At 41.7% G+C, this 14,000-nt stretch carries 12 protein-coding genes; 2 read left to right on the top strand and 10 right to left on the bottom strand.

Going from position 1 to position 14,000, the window contains the following annotated elements:
• Positions 1–80: 80 nt before the first annotated feature.
• From mazG to rlmD, 3 genes are read right to left on the bottom strand one after another with little or no spacing between them, the layout of a single operon-like run.
• Complete coding sequence (gene mazG / locus IRQ78_RS14895) at positions 81–881, bottom strand: nucleoside triphosphate pyrophosphohydrolase (protein ID WP_138600282.1); 801 nt, start codon at positions 879–881, stop codon at positions 81–83.
• Positions 881–3,040 carry a GTP diphosphokinase gene (gene relA, locus IRQ78_RS14900; RefSeq protein WP_054554344.1) on the bottom strand — a complete coding sequence of 720 codons (2,160 nt, stop codon included), beginning with the start codon at positions 3,038–3,040 and terminating at the stop codon, positions 881–883. The genes mazG and relA overlap by 1 nt, the downstream gene beginning before the upstream one ends.
• Before the next feature lie 7 nt (positions 3,041–3,047).
• A complete protein-coding gene (gene rlmD, locus IRQ78_RS14905; protein WP_138600280.1) occupies positions 3,048–4,373 on the bottom strand; it encodes a 23S rRNA (uracil(1939)-C(5))-methyltransferase RlmD in 1,326 nt (441 codons plus the stop codon).
• A gap of 80 nt (positions 4,374–4,453) precedes the next feature.
• Here rlmD and barA point away from each other — a divergent pair, with 80 nt between their 5' ends.
• Both barA and IRQ78_RS14915 read left to right on the top strand, forming a co-directional pair.
• Entirely contained in the window at positions 4,454–7,222 is a 2,769-nt protein-coding gene (gene barA / locus IRQ78_RS14910) for a two-component sensor histidine kinase BarA (protein ID WP_138600321.1), read from the top strand.
• Between the two features lie 28 nt (positions 7,223–7,250).
• On the top strand, positions 7,251–7,577 hold the full coding sequence (locus tag IRQ78_RS14915; RefSeq protein WP_138600278.1) for a hypothetical protein: 327 nt from the start codon (positions 7,251–7,253) through the stop codon (positions 7,575–7,577).
• 70 nt (positions 7,578–7,647) lie between these two features.
• Here the strand turns inward: IRQ78_RS14915 and pdxJ are convergent, their stop codons facing one another.
• The 7 genes from pdxJ to IRQ78_RS14950 form a co-directional block, all read right to left on the bottom strand.
• Positions 7,648–8,379, bottom strand: coding sequence for a pyridoxine 5'-phosphate synthase (gene pdxJ / locus IRQ78_RS14920; protein ID WP_054554340.1), 732 nt, complete (start codon positions 8,377–8,379; stop codon positions 7,648–7,650).
• A gap of 43 nt (positions 8,380–8,422) precedes the next feature.
• The gene (gene recO / locus IRQ78_RS14925) at positions 8,423–9,109 is read right to left on the bottom strand and encodes a DNA repair protein RecO (RefSeq protein ID WP_138600276.1); all 687 of its coding nucleotides are present in this window, start codon (positions 9,107–9,109) and stop codon (positions 8,423–8,425) included.
• Positions 9,110–9,126: 17 nt separating this feature from the next.
• Entirely contained in the window at positions 9,127–10,059 is a 933-nt protein-coding gene (gene era, locus IRQ78_RS14930) for a GTPase Era (protein ID WP_054554338.1), read from the bottom strand.
• On the bottom strand, positions 10,049–10,726 hold the full coding sequence (rnc, locus tag IRQ78_RS14935) for a ribonuclease III (protein WP_054554337.1): 678 nt from the start codon (positions 10,724–10,726) through the stop codon (positions 10,049–10,051). The genes era and rnc overlap by 11 nt, the downstream gene beginning before the upstream one ends.
• Positions 10,727–10,728: 2 nt before the next feature.
• Entirely contained in the window at positions 10,729–11,664 is a 936-nt protein-coding gene (gene lepB / locus IRQ78_RS14940) for a signal peptidase I (RefSeq protein ID WP_054554336.1), read from the bottom strand.
• A 26-nt stretch (positions 11,665–11,690) separates the two neighbouring features.
• A complete protein-coding gene (lepA, locus tag IRQ78_RS14945) occupies positions 11,691–13,478 on the bottom strand; it encodes a translation elongation factor 4 (protein ID WP_054554335.1) in 1,788 nt (595 codons plus the stop codon).
• A gap of 70 nt (positions 13,479–13,548) precedes the next feature.
• Positions 13,549–13,998, bottom strand: coding sequence for a SoxR reducing system RseC family protein (locus tag IRQ78_RS14950; protein ID WP_054554334.1), 450 nt, complete (start codon positions 13,996–13,998; stop codon positions 13,549–13,551).
• Between the last annotated feature and the right edge of the window lie 2 nt (positions 13,999–14,000).

The raw sequence follows: 14,000 nt of genomic DNA on the forward strand, positions 1-14,000 counted from the left end.
ATCAATCCAGATAAAATTAGCAAATAAGTGCACAAAAAACGAGCTTGGTTACGCTGTACCCAAGCCGTATCATAACTTACTTAGTTTGCCTGCTTTTTAATGGCTTCCCATGCGTTGTCCATTTCTTCGAGGCTAGCCGTCTCTAAACTTTGACCACGTTCACCTAAGTAAGCAGCCACTTTTTCAAAGCGTGACGCGAACTTAGCATTGGCACTTCGTAATAATTGCTCAGGGTCACGTTTAATATGACGGGCTACATTTACCGTTGCAAAAAGTAAATCACCCAACTCCTCTGCACTATGATCAGAGTTAGGATCATGAGCCAGTGCTTCTTTAACTTCGTCTACTTCTTCAGCAACTTTATCGAGTGCCCCATGATAACTTGGCCAATCAAACCCTAGGCTTGCTACACGCTGTTGAATCTTCTTCGCTTTTGATAAGCCCGGCATCGCATCAGGAATATCTTGCCATAAACTCATTTGTGGAGAGGCGGTTTTTTCTGCTCGCTCTCGTGCTTTAATAGCTTGCCACTGCGCTGAAAGCTCAGCGTCCGACAGCTCACTTTGCTTTGCAAAGACATGGGGATGACGACGAACTAATTTATCATTAAGCGTATTAGCCACATCGGCAAAATCAAATAAGCCCTGCTCTTTAGCAAGTTGAGCATAAAAAATAACTTGAAAAAGTAAATCGCCAAGCTCACTTTTAAGCTCAGTGAATTCACCTTTTTCAATGCAGTCTGCTACTTCATAAGCTTCTTCAAGGGTATGCGGCACAATCGATTTAAAGTCTTGTTTTAAATCCCACGGGCACCCAGATTCTGGGTCCCGAAGTTTGGCCATAATTGCAAGCGATTGCTCAATTGCCTGTTTATCACTCATTACGAATGACCACGCTTTGCATCATGCACACCTTCGATTTGGTGTAGCTTAGACAATAAGCGGTTAGTACTCGATAGGTCATGCACTTCAACCTGCATTGAAAACAGCGCAAGTTGCTTATCTTCAATTGTGTTGACGTTCATGTTCAGCACATTCACTTTTTCGTTTGCAAGCACTGAGCTGATATCTCGAATAAGACCTGAGCGGTCAGTGGCTTCAACTTTTATCGTTAATGAGTAAGAGCCATTAATGTCGTCTGACCAACTTACTGATATCACCCGCTCAGGATGCTTCTGGCGAAGTTTCTCAAACGAATCACAATCCTCTCGGTGAACTGCAATCCCTCGGCCTTGCGTAATGTAGCCGATGATTTCATCACCCGGCACGGGCCGGCAGCATTTAGCAACATGGCTCATTAAGCTACCTACCCCATCAACAACAATACCGTTCTTATCGCCAGTGACACTTTTTGGTTTTTTAAACTTAATTTGTGGTTCGTCATGCTCACGGTCACTAATAAAGTTTAATAACTGGTTTAAGCGAACATCCCCAGCACCTACCGCAACCATAAGGTCGTCAAGGCCTTTAAGGTTAAAACGCTCAATTGCTGGCGCTAGATCTTTGGTCGATAAATCCAGCTTTTGCAGCTCAGTTTCAAGAATCTCTTTACCGGCACTTAAGTTTTTATCGCGATCCAGCTGCTTAAACCAATGATGGATTTTAGAACGAGCTCGTGATGACTTAATATAACCAAGCGATGGGTTTAACCAATCACGGCTTGGATTAGGCTGCTTTTGAGTTAAAATTTCAACCTGATCACCGGTACTTAATTGATGAGTAAAGGGTACGATTTTGCCGAACACTTTTGCACCAATACAGCGATGCCCTACGTTTGAGTGAATGTAATAAGCAAAATCAAGTGGTGTTGCACCCAGCGGTAAATCGAAAATATCACCCTTAGGCGTAAACACATAAACGCGGTCTTCTACTACTTGGTTTTTAAGCTCTTCCGCAAGATCACTACCATCAACAACTTCTTCTTGCCATTGCAGTAACTTACGTAACCAACTAATTTTTTGCTCGTAGCCCGACCCACGCCCTGGCAATGCACCTTCTTTGTACATCCAGTGCGCAGCAACACCTAGCTCAGCATCTTGGTGCATTTCGCTCGTACGGATTTGAATTTCAACGGTTTTACCCTCTGGGCCAAATACCACGGTATGAATTGACTGATAACCGTTTTGTTTAGGTGTTGCGATGTAATCATCAAATTCTTTATTTAAATGGCGCCAGTTAGTATGAACGATACCTAACGCCGCGTAACAATCTTGCAGGCGCTCTACCACTATGCGCATAGCGCGAATGTCAAAAAGCTGGTCGAACTCATAATTCTTCTGTGCCATTTTTTTGTAGATGCTGTAGATATGCTTAGGGCGACCATACACCTCACCTTCAATACCCGCCTCAGCCAAGCGTGCTTTAACTAAAGCAACCATGTTCTCCATGTAAGCTTCACGGGCAAGGCGCTTATCATCTAGCTGTTTAGCGATATTTTTATAGGTATCTGGATGCAGATAACGGAACGACAGGTCTTCAAGTTCCCACTTAAGCTGGCCAATCCCTAAACGGTTAGCAAGGGGGGCAAAAATGTCGCGAGTTTCTTTAGCGGCAATAACGCGCTCTTCTTCACTGGCGTCTTTAACATCACGCAAGTGGCACACTTGCTCCGCCAGTTTAATCACTACAGCCCGCACATCTTCAACCATGGCTAATAACATGCGGCGGATATTATCAATTTGTACAGTGCCTTTCCCTTGGTGGGCTAAGGTACTGATGGTCGCCATTTGGCTTACTCCAGTTAGTAATAATGCAACGTGGTTACCCAGCTTTTCAGTGACTGTCTCTATCGAGATTTTTTCAGCTAAAAAATAAGGCGTTAAAAAAGCAGTAGCAAGGGAATCTGCGTCTAAATTTAGCTCAGCTAAAATCTCCACCATTTCAATGGCTGTGTTTTCACGTTTTGCATCATCGCAATGCAGGCACAGTTGGTGAGCCTGCTCTAATAAGGTATGTTTGTCTTCTGTTAGCGCTAACAGCTCGATACGGCTGGCAAAATCACTCGGCTTAGTTAGCTGATGTGACTGTCTAGTGGCTACCATGTGCGCTTTACCTCCTGTGAAATAACGCCATCGTTTCAATATGCCCGGTATGCGGGAACATATTCATAAGCCCAATTTTTTCAATGCTAAAGCCTGCTTGTAAAATAATTGCACTGTCACGGGCTAAAGTAACAGGATCACAAGAGACGTATAAAATCGTTTTAAACTGAGTAAGTGGTAACTGCTCTAAAATAGCCATTGCACCAGTACGTGATGGATCAAGTACTAACACGTCAAGTTCGGCACTAAACCAAGCAGCTGATTGCAGTGATTTTGTTAAATCAAAACAATAAAAATCGGTATTCGACAATGAGTTAGTTTGCGCATTTTGTTTTGCTAATGCAACCGCAGAATCGACCCCTTCAACACCAATAACATATTTAGCATACTTTGCAATCAATAATGAAAAGTTACCAATGCCACAAAACAAATCCAATACCTGCTCATGACCTTGTAAATCAAGCCACTGTTTTGCTTGATACAGCATAGCTTGGTTTACTTGCGGGTTAACTTGAATAAAGTTTTCAAGGCCAAACTCAAAGCGTAAATCATAAGCCGGTATCTGGTAGTACGGCATTGGATGGTCACTGTGATCAATTTCGCCACTGTGTGACTGCCACACAACACGCCAGCTATATTCATCACACGCTGCGACTACAATAGCTTTTAACTCTGCGTTAATGGCTTTGGTATGCCTAATAACCACAAAGGCCGCGTTATCAGCTTCACATAATTGTAAGTGACTAATGCTACTCAGACCTGAATGGCTGTTGATAAGAACATCAAAAACTGAAAAAACGTCTTTAAAAGTGCCGCTCAGCACATCACAGTTTTCTATGCTCACTAATTGTTTAGAACCTTGAGCCCGATACCCTACTCGCATTTTCTTTGCGGCTTTGTCGTGCATTACGGCAATGCGCGCAGAGCGACGATAATGGCGCTCTTCACTAAGCAGAGGTGCTTGCCAATTTAAGTTATCAGCTTTGGCAAACTTGCTAAACAGCTGACTCACCGCCGCTTGCTTCTCAACCAATTGCTGCTCTGCATCAAGGTGCTGTAGCTGACAACCACCACAAACCTGATAATGCTGGCAAAAAGGAGTAACCCTATGCGCTGAGGCTGATAGCACTTTTTTACAATCAGCACTGGCAAAGCGTGCCTTATCTTCAATCAATAATGCTTTTACTTCTTCACCCGGCAAAGCACCATTAACAAAACAGACTTTATTTCCCTGCTTAGCAACTCCCCGTCCTTGGTGATCCATAGCAGTGACATTCAGGGTTAGCATTTTTTGCGAAACGGATTTCTTTTTGGCTTTGAAAATCTGTGCCATTGGGCAACACCTTAATTATTGATAAAGCGGGAGTAAGTATATACTCTTAAACAACGATAATAATGATAACAACATTCTTTATGACTAAATTTGGCTTACGTGACTCAGTCTTAACCCTTACACTTATACCGACTGTGATCATAGGCTTGTTGCTGGGCGGTTATTTTACAATAAATCGTTACATTGAGCTCGATGAAATTTTGTATCAACAGGGCGTGACTATTATTGAGCCCCTCGCCATTGCTGTTGAGCAACCGCTATTAAAGCGTGATAAAGCCTTATTAACTCGCTTAGTTAGTCATACGCACAACAAACACTCCCCTGCTATCCAATCAATTGCTATTTTTGATGAAAACAATGAGTTAGTGATTTTTAGTAAATACCAAAGTGAGTTCAAAGAAATTGTTAGCAGCAATGCAAACAACATGGATGGCATCCAAGTACAAAATTCTGAGCACTATTTAACATTCTCCACTGCCATAATTAATCATAGCCGCCAAGACACGATTTGGAATCATCACAGCTATCAAGCATCACTTGGTACTGTGGTGATCATGCTTAACAAACAACAAGCCATTATTGGCCAGCAACGAGCATTATTGGTCAGTGGCGTAGTGATATTACTCGCGCTCATACTTGCTATCGTATTAGCGTTTAGACTAACTCGCATGTTTATTCAGCCTCTTAATAAGTTAGTACTAGCTACCGACAAGCTTATTGAAGGTAAAGTAGACACTGGACTTGATCAAAAAATGTTTGGTGAGTTTGAGTTATTACGCACAGGTTTAAATACCATTGCAGAAACCATGGTCGTGCAACGTGATGAGATGCAAAAGCACATTGACCAAGCAACCTCTGATTACCGTGAAACACTCGAACAATACGAAACCCAAAATATTCAGTTAAGTATTGCTAAAAAAGATGCACAAGATGCGAACCGAGTAAAATCAGACTTCTTAGCTAAAATGAGTCATGAGTTACGCACACCTTTAAACGGTGTAATTGGTTTTACTCGCCAGCTTTATAAGACTCCGCTGAATAAGCATCAAAAAGATTATCTTGATACCATTGAACTGTCGGCAAATAGTTTACTTACCATTATCAGCGATATTTTAGACTTTTCGAAATTAGAAGCCGGAGCCATGGAGCTTGAGTCAATGCAATTCCAGCTCCGTGACAATATTAATGAAGTTATGACCTTGTTGGCACCAAGTGCTCACGAAAAACAACTTGAACTATCGATATTTATCCACCCACAAGTACCCGACAACTTAACTGGCGACCCGACCCGCTTTAAACAAATTTTAATCAACCTGTTAAGTAATGCCATTAAGTTTACTGAAAAAGGCTCAATCAAAGTTGATGTTGGCTATCGCTTATTAGATGAAGAACGCGCCTCTATTTTAGTGTCTGTCACCGACACTGGTGTAGGCATCCCAATGGATAAACAAGATGCGTTATTTACCCCATTTGGCCAGGCTGACTCTAGTATCACCCGTAAATTTGGTGGCACAGGTCTTGGGCTAATCATCACTAAGCATATTGTTGAAGCGATGAATGGCCGTATCACCCTAAACTCAGCACCTGGTAATGGTACCTGCTTTACGTTCAATGCCGTATTCAGAACGCCAAGTAACTCAATTACCAGTGACTTACCGACTCAATCATTAATTAATAAACGTATTCTTTACCTTGAACCTCACGAGCATACACACCAAGCGACTCTGTCATTGCTCAATGAGTGGCAAGCACGAGTAACTGCCTGCTTAGATGAAGAAAGTTTCTTAGCTGAGATTAACAAAGACTTCAGTTACGATATTTGTATTATCGGTCATACAGCTGCAATTGATGATATGCAACAGCTCAAGAGTTATGTAAAAGCCGTTCGCCCTGTCACTGACTATCTTTACCTTATGCTCAATACAGTTTCGCATAATATGCGCGAAGCCTTTATTGGCAGCGGAGCAGATGCGTGCTTAAGCAAACCACTTAACCACCGTAAATTATGCGAAGTGCTTGCTGCACCTTATCGCCTTGATCACCCTGTACATAACATTGAACAAGGCGATGAAAAACTATTACCGCTAAAAGTACTGGTTGTAGACGATAACGATGCCAACCTTAAACTTATTTGCACCTTGCTTGATGAACAAATAGAACTGATAGATACCGCACACAACGGTTCACAAGCTTACAGCTTAAGTAAAAGCCACAAATATGACTTAATCTTCATGGACATCCAAATGCCAATTATGGATGGTATTACCGCATGTAAACTTATTCGCGAGTCATCTCTTAATGAAGATACCCCTATCATTGCTGTAACCGCTCACGCCCTAGCGGGTGAAAAAGAACAGCTACTTAAGGATGGTTTTAAAGGCTATTTAACCAAACCTATTGATGAAGATATGCTAAAGCAGATAATTAGCGATCATAGTCCACAATCACCGATTAACCGCGAACGCAACAAAGTTCCGGCAATTAATTCAGAGCCTCCATTTGAAAGTGCCCGCTTAGACTGGCAGTTAGCACTACAACGTGCTGGCGGTAAAGAAGAGCTAGCACTAGAAATGCTCAATATGTTATTACTCAGCGTGCCGGAAACCTTGCGTCTGCTCAATGAAGCTATAGAAAAAGAAGATTGTGAACATGTGCTTAGCATTGTGCACAAGTTCCATGGCGCATGTTGTTACACTGGTGTGCCAAAACTTAAATCCCTCGCCGAAACACTCGAGACAGCACTAAAAGGTGATTGCGATTTAAATTACATTGAGCCTGAATTGTTTGAGCTTGTTGATGAGCTAAATAATTTGTTGAGCGATGCTGGAATGCTTGAGCAGCAACGTTAAAAGTTACGAAGGATATCAAGGAAGATTAATGTTTTTTATTTTATTTTTGTTTTTTACATCATTATCGTTCTTTTGGTTCATACTCAGTTCTAAAAAGCTTAGTGGGATGGCAAACGAATACGTAAAAACCAATTACACAGAGCTGTGGCAAACATACGAAAGCCAAGCCAGATTAATGAGAACAAAACCTGACTCAATGGTTATTCATTCAATTAAGAAAGGTGAATTGTCGGCAATAGATGACGCTGTTTTAAAAAGCTTTAAGAAAAAGCATCAATATTTAGTGGTCCTACTCTGCCTTTCCCCTTGGCTATCTTCATTGCTTGCACAATTTATTGTTTATCTGAGTAAATAAAAAACGCGGTGGATATCACATCCACCGCGCTCAGTATTCAAATTTGCTGGCTCTTATTAAAGGCGTCAGCTTAAAGTCTTGCTTCAATCATTAAACGTTTCATATCGCTGACTGCTTTTTCTAAACCATCAATCGCTGCACGGGCAATAATCGCATGACCAATGTTTAACTCATAAATTTCTGGCATTGCCGCAATGGGTTTTACATTGTGGTAATGAAGACCATGACCGGCATTAACGATTAAACCTAGGCTATCGGCATATTGTACACCGCTACGAATACGCTCAAGCTCAGTGTGAAGCTCTTCGTCATTTTCAGCATCAGCATAAGCACCGGTGTGAATTTCAACGTATGGAGCATTACACGCTTTTGCAGCGTCAAGTTGTGCGTTGTCGGCATCTATGAATAACGAGACCTTAATTCCTGCTGCTGTTAGCTTTTCTGTTGCTGCTTTTACTTTTTCAAAATTACCCACAACATCAAGACCACCCTCTGTGGTGAGCTCTTCACGCTTTTCAGGCACTAAACAAACATAAGCAGGTTTCACTTCAAGGGCGATGTCGATCATTTCATCGGTCACTGCAATTTCAAGATTCATACGTGTTTGAATCGTTTTTGCCATCACATATACGTCGCGGTCTTGAATATGACGACGGTCTTCACGCAAATGAATGGTGATACCATCTGCACCAGCATGCTCTGCAACAGCTGCAGCATGCGCAGGATCTGGGTAACTCGTGCCACGCGCTTGGCGTAAAGTGGCAATGTGATCAACGTTTACACCAAGAAGAATATCTTTCATTTTTTTACCTGTTTAAAACAACGATTCAAGGCTGAACATCAGCCTACTTAATAAATAACTCACGGCTTTTTAATGGCTTTTTACCAAGTAAAGGCTTGAGTAAGTATCGACTTAATTGCTTTGCCATATATAACACATCAGGGGCGCTAAAGTCATGAGCTGCTATGGCATTTAATTGCTTTCCTGAAAAACCACTATGGGGGTCGTCATGCAGTAAAAAACCGTATTCAGCAAAGTACTGGTAATTTGCTGCATCGATAATTTCATCACCTTCGGCATCAACACTAAAATCAACGCCATAACCAAGCATTTCAAGTAACTGAAACTCATAAGAGCGAAGCACCGCTTGCAGGTTTTTAGTGGTTGATAATTCACCTAGATGCTGTTTATAAAGATGATAAACACTTTCCATCGGCTCATTGATAGGTACGATACGATTGGTTAATTCGTTCATATAGAAGCCGCAATAAAGCTCGGTACCCTGCAACATAGTTTGCCGGCCATGGGGTTCAAAACGATTAATGTATTTTAAATCAGACTTGCCGTTATATTGTACGAGCAGAGATTGGAAAGGTTGTAATTGTGCTTTATGTTTAGTGGCCTGGCGACCACTAACACGGGCCAGCATTCTCAGCTGACCTACGCCTTCTACCAGCATATCGAGCATGACTTGCGAGTCGCTAAATGGACGTCGGTGCAGCAAGTATGCTGTGTAGAATTCGCTATCCATGGCGTGTAAGACTTTACTTAGTCTTCACCATAGCCAAGGCTACGTAGCGCACGCTCATCGTCGGCCCAGCCAGACTTCACTTTTACCCAAAGTTCTAAAAACACTTTGTTATCAAGCATATCTTCAAGGTCTTTACGAGCTTCACGGCCAATAACTTTCAGCTTTTCGCCTTTATTGCCGATCACCATACGCTTTTGCGTTTCACGCTCAACGAGGATCAAACCATTAATTTGCCAGACACCGTTTTCTTGCCATTTAAACTGCTCGATCTCTACGGTGACTGAATATGGTAACTCATCACCCATAAAGCGCATCAGCTTTTCACGGATCACTTCAGCCGCCATAAAGCGCATTGAACGGTCTGTTACGTAGTCTTCAGGGAAGTAAAACTCACAAAGCGGTAAACGCTTTTTCACTTCATCTTTGATTAAATCAATATTTTTACCCTGCTTCGCAGAGACTGGCATAATAGCCACAAAATCAAATTTACCACCTAAAAACTGCATGTGGGGAAGCACTAAATCACGGTCTTTAACCTGGTCAATTTTATTCATAACTAATAACACTGGGCGACCACTTTGACGTACTTTATTTAGTACCATCTCATCGTCTTCGTTCCAGTGTGTGCCTTCAACCACAAAGATGATAAGTTCGACATCACCAATTGAGCTTGATGCAGCACGGTTCATTAAACGGTTAATAGCGCGTTTTTCTTCGACGTGTAAGCCTGGTGTATCCACATAAACAGCTTGGTATTTACCTTCGGTATGAATACCCATGATACGGTGTCGTGTGGTTTGTGGCTTACGCGAGGTAATAGACACCTTTTGCTCAACAATATAGTTAAGTAAGGTTGATTTACCTACATTTGGGCGGCCAACAATGGCAACCATACCGCAGTGCGTGTCTAGCTCTGCAGGTTCTTTGCTAATTAAATCATCAAGATTCATTTTTAAGTATCTTTAAGGCTTTTTCAGCGGCTTTTTGCTCAGCTTTACGACGCGAGCTACCAACTGAGATAATGCTATCCATCCCTTCAACAATACATTCAACCGTGAATGTTTGATTGTGCGCTTGGCCTTTTGTATCAATTACAGTGTAGCCAGGTAACGATAATTTGCGCGCTTGTAAGTATTCTTGAAGTAATGTTTTTGGATCTTTTTGATTTAAGCCCGGCGAAATTGCATCAAGACGCGACTCGTACCAGCTTAAAATTAACTCACCACATTGCTCAATGTTTGAGTCTAAGAACACCGCACCAATAATCGCCTCAACGGCATCAGCAAGGGTTGATTCACGGCGAAAACCACCGCTTTTAAGCTCACCTGGACCTAAGCGTAAGTAATCGCCTAAGCCAAACTCTAGGCCAAATTCAGCCAACGTTTGACCACGAACTAGGGTCGAACGCATGCGGCTTAAATCACCTTCGCGTGCTTTTGGAAATTTAGTGTAAAGCGCATTCGCAATCACAAAGCTCAAAATCGAATCGCCCAAAAACTCTAAGCGCTCGTTATGTTGACCTTTATGACTGCGGTGCGTCATTGCCTGCTCAAGCAAAGCTTGATCAGTAAATGTATAACCTATTTTGTTGTATAACTCTGTTACGTTTTTTTTCATCGTTACTGAATATTACCTAGGCGTTCAAAACGAACACCAGTTGGAACCCAGCCTGGTAAAAAGTCATCTGGGCCATTCTCAAATTCAAAACTCATCCATATAAAGACGGCTTTACCTACCAAGTTTTCTTTAGGTACAAAGCCCCAAAAGCGACTGTCTTGGCTATTATCACGGTTATCACCCATCATGAAATAATGATCGGCAGGAACAACCCACTCATCAGAGCGTGTACCTGGTTGTTGATAATAACGGCCTTTCATTTCAGGAGCTTGCGGGTTAATTAAAATGTTATGATTCAATGTGCTTAGGTTTTCTTCTAAGCGCACTAAATTCATCGAACCCTGCTTGAACTCGTCACTATTGAGGATTTCCATATCAATTTTGTTGTATTCATTACACAGCAAATCACCTTGCTGCGTTTCACCTTCGGCACATTTTGGCTGAATATAAAGGTGCTTATTGCGATAAACAATTTTATCGCCCGGTAAACCAATCGTACGTTTAATGTAATCTACACGCTCGTCTAATGGGTATTTAAATACCACAATATCACCACGTTCAGGTTCATCAACATCAACTAACTGGCTACGCCAAATTGGGTCTTTGATGCCATATGAGTACTTCTGTACCAAAATGAAGTCACCCACTAATAGGGTTGGCATCATTGAGCCAGATGGAATTTGAAACGGTTCAAAAATGAAAGAGCGAAAAATCGTGATCGCTGCAATCATCGGAAAAATTGACTTAGCCGTTTCAGTGATACTTGGCTCAGGCGCAATTAATGCGGCGGTTTCTTCGTCTAGTTCACCACCTGCTGCATTTTGAGCAAGGGCAATGCGTTGCTGACGCTTTGGCGCATACATAAAGTGGTCAATTAACCAAATTAATCCTGAGCCTAGCGTTAACAACACTAAGAAAATAGAAAAGTAACCCGCCATGCATTAATTCCTTTATTTACTTCTAATTATTTACCAACTTTAAGGATAGCTAAGAATGCATCTTGAGGTACTTCAACGTTACCTAGTTGCTTCATTCGCTTTTTACCTTCTTTTTGTTTTTGTAGCAGTTTCTTCTTACGGCTCACGTCACCACCGTAACATTTTGCGATTACGTTTTTACGTAATTGCTTAACGGTTGTACGGGCAATAACATGCTGACCAATCGCTGCTTGAATCGCAATATCAAACTGCTGACGTGGAATTAAGTCTTTCAGTGCTTCAGCTAACTGACGACCACGTGATTGTGCAATATCACGGTGAACAATAATCGCTAACGCATCAACACGCTCACCATTAATTAATACGTCAACACGTACCATGTCTGAAGCTTGGAAATGCTTGAAGTTATAATCAAGCGATGCAAAACCACGGCTTGTTGATTTTAACTTATCAAAGAAGTCCATGACTACTTCAGCCATCGGTAATTCGTACGTCACCGCAACTTGCTTACCATGGTAGCTCATTTTAGTTTGCATACCACGCTTTTCAACACAAAGCGTAATTACGTTACCTAAAAACTCTTGCGGAACTAATATGTTAGCTTCAACAATTGGCTCACGGATTTCAAGAATATTATTCACTGGCGGTAAGTCAGACGGGTTATCTATCTGTTTAGTTCCGTCTTTAGTCTCTACTTCGTAGATTACTGTTGGCGCAGTGGTAATAAGATCAATGTCGTATTCACGCTCAAGACGCTCTTGAATGATTTCCATGTGTAGCATACCTAAGAAGCCACAACGGAAACCAAAGCCTAGTGCTGTTGAGTTTTCTGGCTCGAAGAATAACGACGCATCGTTCAAGCTTAATTTATCAAGCGCATCACGGAATGACTCATAGTCATCTGATGAAATTGGGAACATACCTGCATAAACCTGCGGTTTAATGCGTTGGAAGCCCGGTAAACGCTCAGGCGCAGAATTACGTTGTAAAGTGATGGTATCACCAACTGGTGCACCATGGATTTCTTTAATACCCGCAATAACAAAGCCTACTTCACCGGTTTTTAAGATACCCGTGTTAGTTTGTTTTGGTGTGAAAATACCCACTTTATCTGCGATATGAACTTGATCATTCGACATGATCTTAATTTTATCGCCCGAGCGTAATTCACCATGTTTGATACGTACTAGTGATACAACGCCTTGGTATGGGTCAAACCATGAATCAATAATAAGCGCTTGTAGTGGCTTGTCTTTGTCACCTTCTGGCGGCGGAATATCTTTAACAATAATTTCGAGTACTTCTTCAATACCAATACCCGTTTTAGCACTACATTGCACTGCATCTAGAGCATCGATACCAATGATGTCTTCAATTTCTTCTGCTACACGAAGTGGATCGGCTTGTGGTAAGTCGATTTTATTTAGAACTGGAATAACTTCTAAGTCCATTTCGATTGCTGTGTAGCAGTTAGCTAAAGTTTGAGCTTCTACACCTTGACCCGCATCAACAACTAAAAGTGCACCTTCACAGGCTGCAAGTGAACGTGATACTTCGTATGTGAAGTCAACGTGTCCTGGCGTGTCGATAAAGTTTAACTGGTATGTTTCGCCGTCTTTAGCTTTATAATTTAGCGTTACACTTTGCGCTTTGATGGTAATACCACGCTCACGCTCTATGTCCATTGAGTCTAACACCTGCTGCTGCATTTCACGGTCTGTTAAACCACCACAAACTTGGATAAGACGGTCAGAGAGAGTCGATTTACCATGGTCAATATGGGCGATGATCGAAAAATTACGGATATGCTTCATAAACTGGATTCTAAACTTCTATATAAAATGGACTAAGTGTATAAAGCGACAATTTTACATTTAATTGGCTTTAATCACCATCTATTTGAGTGAAAGGAATAGTAATTGGGTGAATTTTTATTACTTTAATATCATGCTTCAGGCTCTTAACCCTTGATTTTGCTATCGCATAGCCCGTCAAACCACCAATCACGGCGGCTAAAATTTGCCAGCCTTCGGCAAGCGAAAAAGCCGAAAATGCGATTAAAGCAAACCCTAAACTAAACAAAAGGGGTAGCATGTAAACAGCCATAGCGTGTTTAACTAAGTGGCTATCATCGAGTGCTAAAGTTACTTTTTGCCCTACTTGGAGCTCTTTTTCGAAGGTATAAGGAAAGGTTTTTTTAGCTGTTCCAAACAGCTTTGCAAAAACTTGCGAACCACAACGACCATTACAGCCGGCACAGGCTTGCTTTTGTTCTGCTTCTAAATTCGCTGTCGTGCCTTTAACTGACACGACAGTGAGTGTTTGTTCAATCATGA

This window comes from Pseudoalteromonas simplex (assembly GCF_015278155.1).
GTDB lineage: Bacteria > Pseudomonadota > Gammaproteobacteria > Enterobacterales > Alteromonadaceae > Pseudoalteromonas > Pseudoalteromonas simplex.

Excerpts from the sequence above, each read along its gene's own strand:
- mazG (WP_138600282.1), bottom strand. The coding sequence starts at position 881 with ATGAGTGATAAACAGGCAATTGAGCAATCGCTTGCAATTATGGCCAAA.
- relA (WP_054554344.1), bottom strand. The coding sequence starts at position 3,040 with ATGGTAGCCACTAGACAGTCACATCAGCTAACTAAGCCGAGTGATTTT.
- rlmD (WP_138600280.1), bottom strand. The coding sequence starts at position 4,373 with ATGGCACAGATTTTCAAAGCCAAAAAGAAATCCGTTTCGCAAAAAATG.
- barA (WP_138600321.1), top strand. The coding sequence starts at position 4,454 with ATGACTAAATTTGGCTTACGTGACTCAGTCTTAACCCTTACACTTATA.
- IRQ78_RS14915 (WP_138600278.1), top strand. The coding sequence starts at position 7,251 with ATGTTTTTTATTTTATTTTTGTTTTTTACATCATTATCGTTCTTTTGG.
- pdxJ (WP_054554340.1), bottom strand. The coding sequence starts at position 8,379 with ATGAAAGATATTCTTCTTGGTGTAAACGTTGATCACATTGCCACTTTA.
- recO (WP_138600276.1), bottom strand. The coding sequence starts at position 9,109 with ATGGATAGCGAATTCTACACAGCATACTTGCTGCACCGACGTCCATTT.
- era (WP_054554338.1), bottom strand. The coding sequence starts at position 10,059 with ATGAATCTTGATGATTTAATTAGCAAAGAACCTGCAGAGCTAGACACG.
- rnc (WP_054554337.1), bottom strand. The coding sequence starts at position 10,726 with ATGAAAAAAAACGTAACAGAGTTATACAACAAAATAGGTTATACATTT.
- lepB (WP_054554336.1), bottom strand. The coding sequence starts at position 11,664 with ATGGCGGGTTACTTTTCTATTTTCTTAGTGTTGTTAACGCTAGGCTCA.
- lepA (WP_054554335.1), bottom strand. The coding sequence starts at position 13,478 with ATGAAGCATATCCGTAATTTTTCGATCATCGCCCATATTGACCATGGT.
- IRQ78_RS14950 (WP_054554334.1), bottom strand. The coding sequence starts at position 13,998 with ATGATTGAACAAACACTCACTGTCGTGTCAGTTAAAGGCACGACAGCG.